The 16,417-nt window shown below is 73.9% G+C and carries 13 protein-coding genes; 3 read left to right on the top strand and 10 right to left on the bottom strand.

The features are described from left to right. Nucleotides 1–16: 16 nt before the first annotated feature. The 4 genes from J2S57_RS05775 to J2S57_RS05790 all read right to left on the bottom strand — a co-directional run bounded on the left by J2S57_RS05775 (nt 17) and on the right by J2S57_RS05790 (nt 2,815). Nucleotides 17–208, bottom strand: a complete 192-nt coding sequence (locus J2S57_RS05775) for a Trm112 family protein (RefSeq protein ID WP_370882437.1) — start codon at nt 206–208, stop codon at nt 17–19. Then, complete coding sequence (locus J2S57_RS05780; protein ID WP_307239141.1) at nt 205–1,692, bottom strand: phosphomannomutase/phosphoglucomutase; 1,488 nt, start codon at nt 1,690–1,692, stop codon at nt 205–207. The genes J2S57_RS05775 and J2S57_RS05780 overlap by 4 nt, the downstream gene beginning before the upstream one ends. Before the next feature lie 115 nt (nt 1,693–1,807). Next, entirely contained in the window at nt 1,808–2,113 is a 306-nt protein-coding gene (locus tag J2S57_RS05785; protein WP_307239143.1) for a hypothetical protein, read from the bottom strand. Nucleotides 2,114–2,425: 312 nt separating this feature from the next. Next, nucleotides 2,426–2,815 carry a DUF3499 domain-containing protein gene (locus tag J2S57_RS05790; RefSeq protein WP_307239145.1) on the bottom strand — a complete coding sequence of 130 codons (390 nt, stop codon included), beginning with the start codon at nt 2,813–2,815 and terminating at the stop codon, nt 2,426–2,428. A 189-nt stretch (nt 2,816–3,004) separates the two neighbouring features. Here J2S57_RS05790 and J2S57_RS05795 point away from each other — a divergent pair, with 189 nt between their 5' ends. Beyond that, complete coding sequence (locus tag J2S57_RS05795; RefSeq protein ID WP_307239147.1) at nt 3,005–3,463, top strand: metallopeptidase family protein; 459 nt, start codon at nt 3,005–3,007, stop codon at nt 3,461–3,463. Nucleotides 3,464–3,482: 19 nt separating this feature from the next. On the opposite strand, the gene J2S57_RS05800 is transcribed toward J2S57_RS05795, so the two are convergent. The 3 genes from J2S57_RS05800 to J2S57_RS05810 are packed head-to-tail and all read right to left on the bottom strand — an operon-like array spanning nt 3,483 to nt 9,985. Continuing rightward, the gene (locus J2S57_RS05800; protein ID WP_307239149.1) at nt 3,483–5,027 is read right to left on the bottom strand and encodes a DUF5719 family protein; all 1,545 of its coding nucleotides are present in this window, start codon (nt 5,025–5,027) and stop codon (nt 3,483–3,485) included. Nucleotides 5,028–5,053: 26 nt separating this feature from the next. After that, nucleotides 5,054–9,631, bottom strand: coding sequence for a glycosyltransferase (locus J2S57_RS05805; protein WP_307239151.1), 4,578 nt, complete (start codon nt 9,629–9,631; stop codon nt 5,054–5,056). 18 nt (nt 9,632–9,649) lie between these two features. Beyond that, nucleotides 9,650–9,985 carry a WhiB family transcriptional regulator gene (locus J2S57_RS05810; RefSeq protein ID WP_370882575.1) on the bottom strand — a complete coding sequence of 112 codons (336 nt, stop codon included), beginning with the start codon at nt 9,983–9,985 and terminating at the stop codon, nt 9,650–9,652. A 585-nt stretch (nt 9,986–10,570) separates the two neighbouring features. On the opposite strand from J2S57_RS05810, the gene cofD reads away from it, so the two are divergent. Both cofD and cofE read left to right on the top strand, forming a co-directional pair. Beyond that, nucleotides 10,571–11,566, top strand: coding sequence for a 2-phospho-L-lactate transferase (cofD, locus tag J2S57_RS05815; protein ID WP_307239153.1), 996 nt, complete (start codon nt 10,571–10,573; stop codon nt 11,564–11,566). Then, complete coding sequence (gene cofE / locus J2S57_RS05820; RefSeq protein ID WP_307239155.1) at nt 11,563–12,648, top strand: coenzyme F420-0:L-glutamate ligase; 1,086 nt, start codon at nt 11,563–11,565, stop codon at nt 12,646–12,648. Before cofD ends, cofE begins: the two co-directional genes overlap by 4 nt. Here cofE and J2S57_RS05825 read toward each other — a convergent pair. The 3 genes from J2S57_RS05825 to J2S57_RS05835 form a co-directional block, all read right to left on the bottom strand. Beyond that, complete coding sequence (locus tag J2S57_RS05825) at nt 12,637–13,785, bottom strand: DNA-3-methyladenine glycosylase family protein (RefSeq protein ID WP_307239157.1); 1,149 nt, start codon at nt 13,783–13,785, stop codon at nt 12,637–12,639. The genes cofE and J2S57_RS05825 overlap by 12 nt on opposite strands. Before the next feature lie 167 nt (nt 13,786–13,952). Further along, complete coding sequence (locus J2S57_RS05830) at nt 13,953–15,077, bottom strand: lysylphosphatidylglycerol synthase transmembrane domain-containing protein (protein WP_307239159.1); 1,125 nt, start codon at nt 15,075–15,077, stop codon at nt 13,953–13,955. Continuing rightward, a complete protein-coding gene (locus tag J2S57_RS05835) occupies nt 15,074–16,300 on the bottom strand; it encodes a glycosyltransferase family 4 protein (RefSeq protein ID WP_307239161.1) in 1,227 nt (408 codons plus the stop codon). The genes J2S57_RS05830 and J2S57_RS05835 overlap by 4 nt, the downstream gene beginning before the upstream one ends. Nucleotides 16,301–16,417 lie beyond the last annotated feature (117 nt).

Genomic DNA, 16,417 nt, shown 5'->3' on the forward strand with positions numbered 1-16,417 from the left:
CAGCCGAAAAAGCAGGTCAGGAGCGGGTGCGCGCCTCGTCGACGAGGAGCACCGGAATGCCGTCGTCGATGCGGTAGGCCAGCGAGCAGCCGGTGCAGTGCAGCTCGGGCGTGCCCTCGGGGCCCGAGCCGTCGACGAGTTCGCTACGGCAGCTCGGGCAGCGCAGGATCTCCCGCAGCCAGGATTCGATGGTCGTCACGGACGTCATCCTCGCGCATCCACGGCGGGCTCGGCGACCCGGACCAGACCCAGCACCTCGTCGCGGAGAAGAGCCATGGTCGCCGGGTCGGAAGCCTCCGAGTTCAGGCGCAGCAGCGGCTCGGTGTTGCTCGGCCGGAGGTTGAACCACCACAGGCCGGCCGGGCTCCCGTCACCGCTGGGCGCGTCGGCCTCGTGGCTCACGGTCAGGCCGTCGAGCCGGTCGATGACGACCCCCGGACGCCCCTCGAACGCGTCGACCACACGTTGCGTCGCGAGCGAGACGTCGGCCACCACCGAGTTGATCTCACCGCTCGGCGTGTAGCGCTCGTACTGCTCGACCAGCCCCGAGAGCGGGCCGTCCTGCTCGCCCAGCGCCGCCAGCACGTGCAGCGCCGCGAGCATGCCGGTGTCGGCGAACCAGAAGTCGCGGAAGTAGTAGTGCGCCGAGTGCTCGCCGCCGAACACCGCGTCGTACTTGGCCATCTCGACCTTGATGAAGGCGTGGCCGACGCGGGTCTTCACCGCGGTGGCGCCGTTCTCGGCGATCACCTCGGGCACCGCGCGGGAGGTGATGAGGTTGTGGATGACCGTGGCCGGACGCCCGGCCGCCTTCTCCTTGCCGATCTCGCGGGCGGCCACCAGCGCGGTGATCGCACTCGGGCTGATCGGCTCGCCCCGCTCGTCGATGACGAAGCAGCGGTCGGCGTCGCCGTCGAAGGCTAGCCCCAGGTCGGCGCCGTGCTCGGGCACGGCCTTCTGCAGATCGCGCAGGTTGGCCGGGTCGAGCGGGTTGGCCTCGTGGTTGGGGAACGTGCCGTCGAGCTCGAAGTACATCGGCACGATCTCGAGCGGCAGGTCGGGCAGGCCCAGCGCGGCGCCGAGCACGGCGGGCACGGTCAGGCCGGCCATGCCGTTGCCGGCGTCGACGACGATCTTGAGCTTGCGCCGCGAGTCCAGCGGCACCAGGCCGCGCAGGTGCTCGGCGTAGCCGCGGAGCGTGTCTTCCTGCGAGACCGCGCCGCGCAGTTCGGGTTCCGGCGCCTCTTCGGTGCCCCAGGTCGGGTGGTCGAGCAGCGCCTGGGCCAGGTCGCGGATCTCGGCCAGGCCGCTGTCGAGGCCGATCGGGCGGGCCCCGGCGCGGCACATCTTCATGCCGTTGTAGCTGGCCGGGTTGTGACTGGCGGTGAACATGACACCGGGGGCGTCGAGCGCGCCGCTGGCGTAGTAGAGCCCGTCGGTGCTGCACAGGCCGATGCGGACGACCTGGGCGCCCTCCCCCGTGACCCCGTCGGCGAAGGCGTTGATCAGGGCCTCCCCGGAGTCCCGCATGTCCTGGCCGAGCAGGACCCGCCCGGGCGGGCCGTCGGGGTCGGAGGTGAGCACCGCGCGGGCGAACGCCGAGCCGAGGGCACGCGCGATCCTCTCGGTCAGCTGCGTGCCGACCAGTCCGCGGATGTCGTTGGCTTTGACGATTTCGGTGAGCTGGGCCACCTGCGCAGATTAGCCGCTCCAGCCCCCCGTGACGTGCCGGGATCGATCCGGACGAGACATCGATAACGCGTTTTGACCCGAACGGCTGCGTCAAAACGCGTTATCGACGGGGATCTCAGACCTTGCGGGCCTTGTCGAGCACGGTGGTCACGCTCAGGGCGTCGCCCCCGTGCTCCCAGGTGCGGTGCTCACAGCGGTGGCAGGAGGTGAACTCGACCGGGGTGCCGTCGGTCAGGTTCATCGACAGCCGGGTCACCCGGGTGCTGCCGCAGGCCTGGCACTGGATCTCGGCGCGGTGCTCGCGCTGGGTCAGGGAGCCCAGCGGGATCGACGGGCCGGCGGTGCGGCCACGTCGGCGCCCCCGCCCGGCCGGAGCGGCACTCGTGGAGTCGGGGGTGGAGGTCCGGGACTGAGGAGACATAGGAGGGGAGATCCTTGTTCGGACGACAGGGGAAGTGACCCGTCGCCGAGGTGTCACTCGAACGCGGGCTGCTGCGATGCTCCCTGTCATTCGGCGAGTCACACCCGCACCTTGAGTCACCGGAGCGTCGCGGCATCCGTTCTTAAGCGGGGTATTCCGGGCGAACTCACTGTGAGCCGCGTCTCGCCGGTGGTTCGAAAGGGAATGAAGGACGCGTACGGTCGGGTGACGCACTGAGCCGTTCGTGCGCGTCGCCCCAACGCGAGGAGGACGACGCGAGGCTCCGCGTCGTCCACCATTTTGGCCGTGCTCTCAGGGAAGAGGCTCACCCAGGACGGGATCGCGCAGGACCCGCAGATGACCCCGGCGGCCCACCTCGACCGAGGAACGCTCGGCGTCCGGGTCGGGCGGCAGCTCACGCGGAGCCGGCCGGGCGGCCTCGCGGACGGCGTCGGCCAGGGCGAGAAGGTCGTCGTGCGACGGCGGCGGGGGCGTGAACTCACCCGGTGACAGGCGCACGATCTCCCAGCCCCGCGGGGCCGTCAGACGCTCGGCGTGCACCGCGCACAGGTCGTAGCAGTGCGGCTCGGCGTACGTGGCCAGGGGCCCCAGCACCGCTGTCGAGTCGGAGTAGACATAGGTGAGGGTGGCGACCGCTACCCGCTGGCAAGCGGTCCGGGAACAACGGCGCACTCCACTCACGATTGAGAAGTTACTCCCTCATCAGGCGCACCGGTTGCACCGGCACGCCACCGAATTCGTGTCGTCGGTAACCCGGCGGCCTCATCATCTTGCCCGATCCGTCCCCCGACGTCACGGATGCCGTGCCCAGGTTCTCACGGGCCGTGCAAATTCCCCAGGTTCGCACCGGCCTCCCGTAAGCTCGGATCCGTGTCCCGACCTCGTGCGATCCCGGATCCGACACCCGGCGCCGGAGGGGGTCGGCGGCGGCGCGACCGGCGTGGCCGGGGCCTGCGCGGCCAGCTCCTCCCCCGCACCGTGCCGGCCTGGCGCAGCCGGGCCGACCGGTTCGACGACCTGATCCTCGACGCGGTCGAGCACCTGGAGCCGCGCTGGGGCCGGGAACTGGCCGACGTCGAGTTCGCCGTCGAAGACGTGCCCCCGAGCGACCCTTCGCCGTGGGAGCACGGTGAGGTTCCGCTCGGCCGGTTCTTCCCCGCCGACGGCTCCCTGCCCCCGCGCATCGTGGTCTACCGGCGCCCGGTCGAGACCCGGGCCGCCGATGCCCACGACATCGGCGCCCTGGCCCAGAGCGTGGTGGTCGAGCAGGTCGCGCACCTGCTCAACCTGTCGCCCGAAGAGGTCGACCCGCGCTACAAGGACGAATAGACCGGACCGGCCCTCCGGCCTACTTCAGGCCGAGCCGCGTGTCGGCGACGGCGGTCGAGGGCGCGGTCTCGGCCCTCGCCGGTTCGACGCCGAGCACGGTGATCGCCGTGCCGTAGTCGTCGGTGCTGGTGGCCACCACCGACGCCGCGACCGGCCCGCCCTCGAGACCGGACACCCGGAACGCGGCGGCCTTCTCGTCCAGCGCGAAGGCCGCGGCCGTGCCGTCTTTGAGCGTCACGTCGAGCTCGTCGAGGTCCTCCCCGTCGGCGTCGACCGGGGTGATCGTCAGCGACCCGCCCTTCGTCTCCGCGACCAGCGACACCGTCGAGCGGGTGCCGGGCGGCAGCATGGTCCAGCCGCCGTTCTCGTCGAGAGACTTCGCGGACGGCGCCCAGCCGAACTCGGTGGCCTTGTGCCCCGCCGCGGCCGGGCGCCCGATCCGGGCCCCCGCCACCACCGGCACGTCGGACTGGACCACCGCGGTGTAGGTGCCCGACGCGAGACCGTGAACGGGAATGTCGACGACCTCCCCCGCGGGCACGTTCACCACCCCGGAGCTGGGCATCTCGACCTCACCGGACGAGCCCAGCAGCTTGAGCCGCACCACGGCCTCCTCGGTGCCGGGCACCGCCACGCGGACCGACGTGGAGCCGGCCGCGGTGGTGTCGTCGGCCGTCTTGGAGTAGCCGTTGACCAGCGAGATGCCGGGGATCACGAGCTTCTTCGCGGACTCGGCGCCGGGCGAGACGACATCGGTGCCGCCCGCGACGAGTCCACGCAGCACCGCGTCGTGCATGCGGGCGATCACCTGACCGCTGCGGGCCACCACGTGCACGGCCACACCCGATCGGCCCGGCGCGAGAGCGTCGACGAAAAGCGGGGTCTGGCCGTGCGCGGGCACCACCACCCCGGCTCCCGAGGGCGGGTCGACGCGGCCCTCGTCGGTCAGCACCGACACGTCGACGACGGCCGTCGTCCCGGTCGGGTTCGACAGCACCAGCCGCAGCCGCTCACCGGAGACCGTTCCCCCGCCCACCAGCCAGGCCTCGGACGAGGGCTGGTCGCAGCGACTGGCCGAAAGACCGCGCAGGTCACCCTTGGTCGTGACGGTCGACTGCACCGCGGCCAGGTCGGGCAGCTCCTGCGGGTCGTCGGGGTCGGCCGTGGTGACGACCGGCCCGAGCCGCCAGGTCGACAGCCCGCCGATCCTGACCTCCCCCTTGTCGGCCGTCAGCTTCTCCTGTGTGCCGGTGTGCACCGGGACGTCGCTCTCCGGAAGGGTTTTGCTGAGCTCCTGGATCGTGCCGGACTCGGGCCCCTCGGCCTTCACCGTGGCCGATGCGTCGCCCCGGGCCGCCAGCAGGGCACTGACCAGCACACCGGCACCGGGACTGGCCGCCGCGCCGCCCTCGGGAACGACCAGCGTCTCCGGGCCGGTGCAGGCCAGGGCCGGGGCCGCGACGGTGGCCGGGAGCGTGCTCGAGACGGTACGGACCCCGATCTGCTCGGGCAGCAACGCGGCTCCGACCGCGATCCCCCCGGCGACCGTCAGCACTCCCGTCACCGAAAGCACTGCACTTGCGCGCTGATTCACGAACTCTCTTCCTCCCCGGACCCGTCCGGGGCGTCCTGACCCGTGTCCTGGCCGCGCTCCCGGTCGGATCCACGATCCGATGCACCGGCAGTCTCCCGCGCCTCGGAGGGGCTTGCCGTGTCCCCACTTGGGGGGTCACCAGTATCGGAATCGCCGATACCCGCCGGGTTCGGCGCCTTTTCGGCCGGTCGCGAATCGCCCGGTTCGACGGGGGTTTCCGTGACCGGATTCTCGGCCTGGTTCTCCCGCGAGGTCCGCGGGCCGGGCGGCCGGTTGCGCGCCGAGTCGGCCCTCAGGGGGCGCAGGTCGCGGGTCTTCGGGGCGTCCGGGGCATGGTGGACGACCGGGGCGGCGTCACGCGCGGGTTCACCTTCGGCGGGTGGCGGGGTGAGGACGACCGGCTCGGTGCCGGCCGTGTCCGGGGCCTGCTCCGCGGGCTCGACCTTCTCGATCTGCTCAGCCCTCTCGACCTTTTCGGCCACCTTCTCGGCCATCTGAGCCTTCTCGGCCACCTGAGCCTTTTCGGGCCTCTCGGCCGGAAGTGCGACCTCCGGCTCGCGGGACGGGCGGCTGCGCTCGAGGGGCTTCACCGCCGCGCCACCGGCCTTCCGGCGCCCCGGGGTGGGGCGGGTCTCGGCCGCCATCGCCTCCGCGGCCTGCCGGGCGGCCCGGCGGCGACGGCGCGACGGGCGCTCGGCCATCGGGTCGTCACCGTCGGCGGCCTCGATCGCCAGACGCCGGGCCAGTTCGGTCATCCGGGACTGGTGCTGGGCGTAGGCCCGGCGGGGTTCCTGAGTGCCGAGGCCCTCGCTGCGCGAACCGTTCTCGGGGCGACGCGGCCGGTCGGGGGCGTCACCGGGGCGACGTACCCGCCGGCCCGACGTGCCGACCGGAACCGCGGCGGGCTCCTGCGAGCGCCACGACTTCGGCGGAGGCAGCAGGCGCGGGCGGCGCCGGGGCAGCGGGATCGCCGCCAGCAGGGCCAGCCCGAGCACGCCGAGCCGGCCCAGGCCGATCGCCTGCGCGTTCGCGTCGGCGTGCCGCACCACCAGGGTGCCGCCGGCCGCGGGCAGCTCGAACGCCTGCGCCCAGCCCTCGTGGACGGCCGGGGTCAGCGCGGAGCCGTCGAGCGAGGCGCTCCAGCCGGCGTCGGCCCGCTCGCTCAGCACCAGGGTGCGACCGGTCCCGCCCGCCGCGACGTCGGCCGTGAAGCCGACCCCCGGTGCCGGGACCGTGGTGACGAGAGCGCCGTCGGCACCGAGGATGCGCACCCGCGCGGGACGCGTGGGAACACCGCCCTCGGAAGCCACCGACTCCTCCGCCGGATCCGCCGACTCCTCCGGCGCGTCCTGCGTCGGATCGCCCTCGGAGGCCGAGGCCGCCAGCTCGACCCGCCACAGCACCTTGCCGGCCGAGTTGCTCACCCGCACCAGCCCGGGAGCCACGTCGAGCGAGGCGACCGCGGCATCGGCCGCGTCCGGATCGGCGGGGCGGGACGTGAGCAGCAGCACCGAGCCGATGTCCAGGTCGGCGAAGCTCGAGCGCTCGTCGTTGCCCCCGCCGGACAGCAGCGCGCCGATCGTGTCGAGCACCGGCTGGTCGGCCGCCGAGCGCGCCGCCAGCGAGGAGGGCGTCAGCGAGGCCGCCGACTCCTGGCCGGTCTGCGGACCGCCGGTGCGGTAGAGCGCCCAGCGCACCCCCGCGTCCGTCGGCTGGATCGTCAGCGTGCGGGTGGCCGCCGCCCCGTTCGCCTCGGCGGCCGCCACGGCGGGCAGCACCTCGGGATCGGCGCGGTGCACCCAGCGGTTCGTGGTGCCGGTCCACCCGTCGGCGGCCCAGGCACCGAGCACCAGCAACGGCGTGACCACGGCGAGCGCGCCCATCGCGACGGCACCCCAGTGCCGCACGCCGATGCTGCGCGCCTTGAGCCGCCCGGCCGCCCCGTCGAGGTGCGACAGCGACGCCACCACCACGGCCAGCAGGAGCAGCGAGACCGCCGGCCCCGACCAGCCGTGGAGCAGACCCTCGGCACTCGGCCGGATGTCAACCACCGGGATCGCCACGGCGGTGGCCAGCGCGGCCAGGCCGACCAGCCAGGCCACCACGGCGATCTTGCGGCGCAGCCGGCCGGTGAGGGCCGCGACGCCGAGCAGCAACGGCGGCACGACCACCGCGACGGCGAGGACGCGCAGCCAGACGCCGGCGTCCGCGACCCCGGTCAGATCGGCCACGAGCCGCGCGAGACGGTGCACCGGGCCGTGGTTGATGACGGCCGGGTCGGCGGGCCACAGCGCGGCGGCCCAGCCCGGCGAGCCGGGAGCCACGGCACTCGCGCCGCCCGGTTCGGCCAGCAGCAGGCGGGGGTCGCCGGCGACGGCCAGCCACCAGGGCAGGAGCAGAACCGAGGGCACGGCGACGGTCCAGACCAGCAGACGGCGACCGTGCCGGGCCACCAGCGCCAGCAGCAGCACCGCGAACAGCGACGGCGCGGCCAGGGCGGGCGCGGAGGCGATCAGGACGGTGAGGGCCAGGCCCGCACCGGAGGCGGCGGCCAGCGAGGCGCGACGGCGCCCGGGAGCGCCCGGATCGGCCGGGCGCATCCCGACGGCCCGGGTCAGCGCCAGGGCGGTCAGAGGCAGCATCAGGTGCGCCACGATCGCGGCCAGGCGCCCGGCCGTGACCGCCAGGATCAGCGACGGCGCCGCCGCCCAGATCAGCGCGGCCCAGGCCCGCAGCGCGCGCGAGCGGGTGACGGCGGCAGCCGCCCACCAGGCCACCAGCGAGGCCAGGGGCAGGGCGGCGAGCAGCAGGAACTCGGCCGCGACCCGGGTGGAGCCGGCGAACGGCCCGGACAGCACCGCCAGCACCAGGTCGAACGGGTCGGCCACGGCGGCCAGGCCGAGGCCGGTGGGGCGCCAGCCGGACAACCCCAGCGACCACAGCTTCGCGGCGGTGCCGGGGGCCGGGATCAGCGCGTCGCCGACCGGGGTGCCGGTGCCTCGCAGCAGCACGCGCAGCGCCACCAGGCCCACGACGCCGGTGAGCAGGGCGATCGAGAGGCCGATGCGCAGGGACGCGGGGCGCCTGGGCCGCTCGCGCTCGTCGTCGAAGCGGATCTCGTCGTCGGGCAGCGTCGGCATCGGGACGGTGGGGGCGTCGGGTCCGGCGGGCTCCCGGACGTCGACGACCAGGGCGTCGTCCTCGGGGCCGGCCAGCTCGGACGTGCGCGGCCGGCGCACCGACCAACCCGATCCGCCCTTGCCCGATCGGGCAACCGTTCCTGCCCCGGACGTCACCGTGGAGGTGGCGCGGCCGGCCGGACTGCGGGTGGCGGCGGCCGAACCGGGTTCGGGCGCGGCCCAGGCCTCCTCCTGCGCCCGCAGGTACGAGGACAGCCGGTCGCGGCGCTGCCGCAGCGTGGAGCGGCGGCTCGCGAGGAGCCGGCGGTATTCGCGGCGGGACATCTGCCGGCCCCGGCGAGCCCGCCAGCGGGCCCGGATCCAGGCGTTCGGGCGCCCGGCGGCGAGCAGGTAGGCGGCGATCTCGGCCCCGGCCCGGTCGGGCTGGCGCAGGCTCAGACGCACCAGGGCGCGCATCACCGCGGCGGCGCCCAGCCACACCAGCAGGAGCGGCAGCAGCGGCAGCGGGACCGAGGCCAGGCGCAGGTGCACGGCGGCCCGCCGGTCGCGCATCGCCCAGGCGGACGGCCGGCGCACCGCCCGGCCGCGCAGACCGGACGAACTGGCCTCGGCGTGCGCCATCACGGCCTGCGGCACGACCACCACGCGCTCGCCCAGCAGGTGGGCGCGGCGGCACAGGTCGAGGTCGATGCGGGCGTCGGCGAGCGCCGGGTCCGGGCCCCCGAGACGTTCCCAGAGGTCGCGCCGCACCAGCATTCCCGGGGTCGCGACGGCCAGGACGTCGCTGCGGTGGTCGAGCTGCCCCTGGTCGAAGTCGTCGACGTCGACGCCGGTGACCCGGGCGCCGAGCACCGAGGTGGTGAATCCGACGTCGAGCAGGCGGCGGCTGTCGTTCCAGCTGACCTGCTTGCAGCCGGCGACGCCGATGGACGGGCCGGAGTCGGTCGTCTCGATCAGGCGCTGCAGGGCGTCGGGCGCCGGGGCGCTGTCGTCGTGGAGCAGCCAGAGCCACTCCTGCGGTTCGCCGGAAGCGCCTGTCGCTGAATCGTTCTGGGGCACGGAGCGGAGCGCGGCGCGCACCGCCTCGCCGAAGCCGGTGCGGGCCGTCACGGTGACCAGGTGGGGCGTGGCGATGCCGAGCATGTCGGCACTGCCGTCGGCCGAGCCGGCGTCGACCGCGATCAGGCGGTCGGGGCGACGGGTCTGCGCCTCCAGTGCGTCAAGGGTGCGCGGTAGGAAGGCCGCGCCGTCGTGGGCGACGAGAACCGCGGTCACCACGAGGGCCGGACCGGGTTCGACGGGGGGCTGCCAGGAGGACCAGTCGACCTCGTCGCCCGGCTGCTCCAGCTCGGATTCGACGAAAAGCAGGTCCGGACGCCGGTTGTCGACGCCGGACCCGTTTGCCGCTAACGGTGCCTGGCCATGAATGCTCACGGCTTTCTAACTAGAGCTTCAGACCGCCTGCTTCTTCACGCGGCGGCGCTCACGCTCGGAGAGCCCGCCCCAGATGCCGAACCGCTCGTCCTTGGCGAGTGCGTACTCCAGGCACTCGGCCCGGACCTCGCACGACATGCAGACCCGCTTGGCCTCGCGGGTGGAGCCGCCCTTCTCGGGGAAGAACGCCTCCGGATCGGTCTGCGCGCAGAGTGCCCGCTCCTGCCAGGCCAGTTCCGGCGGCAGGTTGTCGGAGTTCGTGGCAACCAGGGTGAGAACATCCAGCTCCGCCGAATTATCGCTCTGCTCCGCGTCGTTCGTGCTGTCGCTGATGATGATGTCACCTGCCGCCATGAGCTCGTGCACTTGGCGCCTCCCTCGAACCAGGCCCCTTTGACAGGGCGTTCCCCCCACTAAGCGTGATGGCGCGCATACGTTAGGTGATTTCATGCTGTCGACACCAATGAAATTACACGCGTGTCGTGCACTGCGCGTCAAGCTGGAATCTGCTAGTCACTTCCGTTTGACACGTACACCATCCCGTGTAATACGCGGATTTTCACCCGCATCGATCGGCTGAAGTCCGGACATCTCACTCAGGTACTCGTGAGACTGATGCGCCCCTTGCGATGGCCGTCATGCCTTGCGCGCCACAGCGGCCGGAATTGAGCCGAGAAAATGTCATCCTGCCGTCCGAGACCTCTCTCCCCCGTTCGACGGGGCGAAATCCTCCGTTGCAGGTGCCAACTCCCGGTTGCGTGCGTTCGGTTCCCTGTGATGAGGCCCGACAGGTCCGGAATGATGCCCCTCACACCGATCCGTGAGTAGTGCACGTCTGTATGTATAGGACGGTGCGCCCCTGCACTGTGGTCGGCGGGTCCCCCTGCGATTGGGTGCTCCCCAGCTGGGATGCGATCAGGCGTCTGAAAGGATCACGGCATGCGCATCACGGCTCTGGCCGGTGGCGTCGGCGGCGCACGTTTCCTCCGCGGCCTCCTGGACCATCTCGACTCCCGTCCCACCGATCCGTCGGGCGGGCCGCACGAGGTCACCGTCATCGGCAACACCGCCGACGACGTCACCCTGCACGGACTGCGGATCTGCCCCGACCTGGACACGGTCATGTACACGCTCGGCGGTGGCATCCATCCCGAACAGGGCTGGGGCCGGGCCGGTGAGACCTTCGGCGTGGCCGACGAACTGCGTGCCTACGGCGCCGAGCCCCAGTGGTTCACGCTCGGCGACCGCGACATCGCGACGCACCTGATGCGCACGCGCATGCTCGGCCTGGGCTACCCGCTGTCGTCGGTGACCGAGGCGCTCTGTGCGCGCTGGCAGCCGGGCGTGCGCCTGCTGCCGATGAGCGACGACCCGATCGAGACGCACGTGGTGATCGACGATCCCGAGGGTGAGCCCGCGGACGACGGCACCCCGGCGGTGAAGGCGGTGCACTTCCAGGAATGGTGGGTGCGCCTGCACGCGGCCGTCCCGGCCCGGCAGATCCTGGCCGTGGGCATCGAGCAGGCCAAGCCCGCGCCCGGTGTGCTCGAGGCGATCGCCGACGCCGACGTGGTGGTGCTGCCCCCGAGCAACCCGGTGGTCTCGATCGGCACGATCCTCGCGGTGCCCGGCCTGCGGGACGCCATCCGGGCCACGAAGGCCCCGGTCGTGGGCGTCTCGCCGATCATCGGTGGCGCTCCGGTGCGGGGCATGGCCGACGCCTGCCTGACCGCGATCGGGGTCGAGACCTCGGCCGCCGCGGTGGCCGACCTGTACTCCGACTTCCTCGGGGGCTGGCTGGTCGCGCCCGGTGACGCCGACAGCAAGATGCCCGAGGGCGTCACCCTGAAGGCGGTGCCCCTGCTGATGTCCGACGCCGAGGCCACGGCCGCGATCGCCAGGGCGGCGCTCGATCTGGCCACCGAACTACGGTGACCCACCCCTCCGGTCGACCGACGCCGGGGGCCCCCTCGCTGGTGGTCTCGCCCGTGCCCGGCATCGGCGAGGTCTCGATGGGGGACGACGTGGTCGCCCTGGTCGTGTCGGCCCTGCGGGCGGGTGGCCGGGACCTCGCGAACGGTGACGTGCTCGTGGTCTCGAGCAAGATCGTGTCGAAGGCCGAGGGGCGCACCGTGGCCGCCGCGGTCCGCGACGAGCAGATCACGGCCGAGGCGAAGCGGCTGGTGGCGGCCCGGCGCACCCCGGGCGGGCTGGCCCGCATCGTGGAGTCGGCGGCCGGGCCGGTGATGGCGGCGGCCGGTGTCGACAACTCCAACGTCGAGCCCGGCACGGTGCTGCTGCTCCCGGTGGATCCGGACGGCTCGGCCCGCGCCCTGCGGGCCGACCTGGCCCGGCAGACCGGGCTGAACGTCGGGGTGATCGTCTCCGACACCGCGGGCCGGGCCTGGCGCGACGGGCAGACCGACTTCGCCCTGGGCTGCGCCGGGGTCTCCCCCACCGAGGACCTGCGCGGGCTCGACGACACGCACGGTCAGCGGATGGAGGTCACGATCCGCGCGGTGGCCGACGAACTGGCGGCGGCCGGTGATCTGGTGAAGGGCAAGCTCACCGGGATCCCGGTGGCGCTGGTGCGGGGCGCCGGCGCGTTCGTGCTGCCCGTCGGTGAAGACGGTCCCGGTGCGGCGGCGATGCTGCGCCCGGCGGCGACGGACTGGTTCCGCTACGGCCAGGTCGAGGCGGTGCGCTGGTCGATGGGGGTGGACCCGTCGGCGGTGGACGCGCCGACCGTCCCGGCCGGCCCGGTGCTGGACCGCCTGCTGCGGGTGGTGGAGGTGGCGCTGGCCGCGCCCTCGCCGCTCGTCGGGGTGGCGGCGCCGGTGTGCGCGGTCAACGTGGAGCCCGAGGGACTGTTCGTGGTGCCCGAGCTGCCCGGTGATCCGGTCGCGCTCGGGGCGCTGGCCCAGCGGCTGGCGGCGGCGGCCTGGTCGGAGGACCTGGCGGTGACGATCCGGCTCGAGCCGCGCGGGCTGCGCGTCCTCCCTGCTCTAACGGGGTAGGTGCGTCGGGAGGGTCATGCGCGGGGCCCGGCGGGGGCGGGCCACCGCGTCCAGCTCCAGCAGTTTCTGCACCCGGTAGCGGTGCCCGCGGTAGCACTCGATGACCTCGGCGCAGCCCGCGTCGTCCATCACCGTGCCGGTCAGGGCCCAGGAGACGTTGCGCGAGACGTGGTAGTCGGCCCAGGAGAACGCGTCCGGGTCACCGTGCGACCGCTGGCGCACCTCGGCGGCGGTCCAGATGCCGATGCCGGGGACGGTGCGCAGGGCGCGAGCGGCCTCGTCGTGCGGCAGGTCCACGGTCTGCTCGAGCCGCCCGGCCACCTGGGCGGCATTGATGACGGCGCGGCGCCGGGCCTCGTCGACCCCGGCCTTGAGCCAGACCCACGACGGGATCTGGCGCCAGGTCGCGGCGTCGGGCGGTACGTACATCCCGGCCGCCTCGGGGGCCGGGCCGGGAGCCGGTTCGCCGAACTTCACCACCAGGATGCGCCAGGCGCGGCGGGCCTCCAGGCCGGTCACCCGCTGCTCCAGCGCGGCGGGCACCAGGGCCTCGAACACCGCGCGGCTGCGGGGAACCCGGTAGCCCGGACGTGACCGCCAGGCCTGTACCAGCTTGGGGTGCTCGGGCCGGGGGACGAAGCCGGACGGGTCGTCGCCCGCGCCGAGCAGGTCGGGCACCCCCTCGAGCACCCAGGCCGAGCCCGGGCCCCAGGCGGTGGCCTCGACCTCGCCGGCGGTGGTGCGGGCGACGAGGCGCAGCAGGGCCGGGCCGTCGGGGGTGCGGGTGGCCCGCCAGACAGGGGAGCCGGGCTGGGTACGGAAGCAGGGGTCGGACCCGCCCCGGCGCAGGCCGGACAGGATGTGGTGCACGGAGATCGGGGTCTCCGGGCGGTAGGTACGCGTCGCGGAGCGCACCGGGACGACGGTACGGGCCGCGGTGAGGCGGGCGGTGCGGGCGGCCGAGCCGGTGACGCCGGGCTGGGCGGCCGCACCGTTGCGGGATCTCGGGGCGGGGGCCGGCTCGTCGCCGTAATCGCCGGACAGGCCGATGATCCGGGGGATCCGGGCGGACGAGCGGCGTCCGCGGGCGGCCGGTGCGGCGGAGCTCCGCCGGGTGGGGTCGCCGCTGGTGGTCACCTGCACATCCTGCACCGGGATCCGCGGCGACGGGTGCAACCCACGCGGATTCGTGGGGCCAAAGTTGACACCGGACCGTGGCAGACGGGGCGGACCGGGGCAGAAGAAGGGGGCGACCAGGGATGGAGTTCACCCGTTCACGGGCGCCCCACGCCGGGCACCGCCGTTCAGTCCGTCTCGGCGGGCTCCGGGGTCTCGGTGCTTCCCGGGGGCACCCGCGAACCGTGCCGCCGCGCGGCCAGGATGCCCAGACCGGCCGCGATCAGGTCGACCCCGGTGAACAGGACGCGAGAGATCAGCACCACCACGACCACCTTGCCGTGGTCGTCGAGCACGGTGGACAGCACCGCCGCCAGCGCCACCTCGCGGGCACCGGCGCCGGCCGGGGCCAGGACCACCACGAAGCCGACCGCCCAGGCCAGCGCGTAACCGCCGATGAGCAGCAGGGCGGTGGAAACGTTGGCGTCGGCCCCGAGCGGGATGCTCAGCGCCCAGACCTGCAGCCCCGCCCCGGCCCACGACCCCATGGCCCAGAGCGTGGCGATCAGGGTGCCGCGGCCGGAGGTGCGCTCGGGCAGCCCTTCTCTGGTGACGATGCGCAGGGCCCGGTCGACCAGGCGCCCCATCACGGCCGGGTGCAGCACCACGGCCAGGGGGACGACCAGCAGCACGGCCCAGCCGAAGCCGTCGGGCAGGGCCTCGGGGGCGAACGGCACGGCGATCAGCACCACCAGCAGCGCACTGAGCACCGACAGCAGCATGCTGACGACCGTCGCGGTGGCGGTGCGGCGCCGAGGCACGTGATAGTCGCGGCCCAGCTCGGCCTGCACGACCACCGGCCAGACGCTGCCGGGCAGGTACTTGCCGAGCTGCCCGACGAAGAAGATGCGGGCCGCCACCTGCAGCGGCAACGGCGACCCGAGGCTCGACAGGATGGTGAGCCAGACCATGCCCGCCAGGCCGACATTCACCATCGTGGCCACCACCGCGAGCGCCAGCCACCCCGGGCTCAGCTGGCCGACCGCGTCGGCGACCTCCTCACGGCGTGACAGCACCGCCCACACCGCGAGCGCCACCAGCAGCACGCCGAACCCGACCCGGAACCAGCGGGCCCGGCTCAGTTCGCTGGCCCTGCCGGCCAGCGCCCCGACGCGGGCCATCAGTGCCTTGCCCTCCGGGGCAGCACCCGCTTCACCCGCCCCGCCGTCGGCGGGGGGTGTCTGCCCCTCCCCCGGGTCGGTTCCCTCGCCGGTGCGGGTGTGAGGCTCCGGGACGCCGTTCACCGAGCTCACCGCCGCGACTCGACCGGCGTCACGCCGGTGAGGGCGGCGACGTAGCGGTCCCACGGGCCGGTCAGGTCGATGTCGGGCAGGCCGGCCCGCAGCCGGTCGAGCTCACCGGGAGCCGCGAGCTGCTTCAGCGCGGAGACCAGGGCGGGCACGTCACCGGGCGGTACCAGCAGGCCGTCGACACCGTCGTGCACGTCGTCGCCGAAGGTACCGACCGAGGTGGCCAGCACGGGCAGGCCGTGCGCATGACCGAGCAGCACGTTCTGCGAGGCGGTGGCGTGGCGGTAGGGCAGCGCGAGCACGTCGTGCCGGGCCAGCAGCGGCGGGATATCGACGCCGGCCACGTACCCCGGGCGCACGTCGACGCGCCCGGCCAGCGCCGGGTCGGCCGCCAGCTCGCGCACGCGCTCACCGGCCGCGCCCCACTGCTCACCCGCGACCGTCACACTGACCTCGGGCACGCCCTTGGCCGCCTCGAGCAGCAGGTCGTAACCCTTGTACTCGCGCACCATCCCGAGGGTGAGCACCCGCAGCGGATCACCTTCGGCCCGCGCCGGCCGGGCGGCGGCCAGCTGCCGGCCGGCCCGGTCGGGCAGCCCGCCGGGCAGGTGCGGCGCGAGCGGCACGGTGACCACGGGACGCCGGTCGAGACCGAGGTCGTGGGCCAGCTGCGCCTGCTCGGCGGAGTGCACGACGATGCCGTCGACCGAGCGCAGCATCTTGCGGATCAGCAGCTCGCCGCCCGGATGCGTCTCGTGCGGCACCACGTTGTGGGCGATCGCGACGATGCCCGGCTTCGGGGCGCCGACGCGACGGCCGCGCGAGGCCACCCGGATCGAGCGCACCAGCGTGAGCAGTGACGGCACCTGGATCGGCACCACCACCACGACGATGACCAGGTCGACGTCGCGCAGGTGCTTGCCGGTGTTCCACCAGGTGCCCGGCCGGTCCCAGCGCAGCGGCCGGGTGGTGTTCGGGTAGGGCGGCAGGTCGGGACCGCCCTCGGGCACGGCCTGCTCGCCGGGGTAGAGGCTATGCGGGTAGAGCCGCGACCAGGAGACCAGCTCGACCTCGTGCCCGGCTGCGGCCAGGGCGTGCGCGGTCTGCGTGGTGTGCGCGGCCACGCCGCCCTTGAACGGGTGCGAGGGCCCGACGATCGCGATGCGCAGGCCGCGCCCCGGGGGCCCGGAGGCCGGACCGCCGGACTGCACCAGGAAACTCGTCATCGTCGGCGGCCCGCCCGGACCGGACGCAGCACCAGGTAGCGGCAGAAGCGGGAGGGCCGCGCCGAACGCGGCCCGACGAGGCGCGGTGCGGTGCAGCGCGCGGAACGGGGCGCCACG

It is taken from the genome of Kineosporia succinea (genome assembly GCF_030811555.1).
In the GTDB taxonomy this organism is placed as follows: Bacteria; Actinomycetota; Actinomycetes; order Actinomycetales; family Kineosporiaceae; genus Kineosporia; species Kineosporia succinea.

Excerpts from the sequence above, each read along its gene's own strand:
- J2S57_RS05785 (WP_307239143.1), bottom strand. The coding sequence starts at position 2,113 with ATGTCTCCTCAGTCCCGGACCTCCACCCCCGACTCCACGAGTGCCGCT.
- J2S57_RS05810 (WP_370882575.1), bottom strand. The coding sequence starts at position 9,985 with ATGGCGGCAGGTGACATCATCATCAGCGACAGCACGAACGACGCGGAG.
- J2S57_RS05775 (WP_370882437.1), bottom strand. The coding sequence starts at position 208 with ATGACGTCCGTGACGACCATCGAATCCTGGCTGCGGGAGATCCTGCGC.
- cofD (WP_307239153.1), top strand. The coding sequence starts at position 10,571 with ATGCGCATCACGGCTCTGGCCGGTGGCGTCGGCGGCGCACGTTTCCTC.
- J2S57_RS05835 (WP_307239161.1), bottom strand. The coding sequence starts at position 16,300 with ATGACGAGTTTCCTGGTGCAGTCCGGCGGTCCGGCCTCCGGGCCCCCG.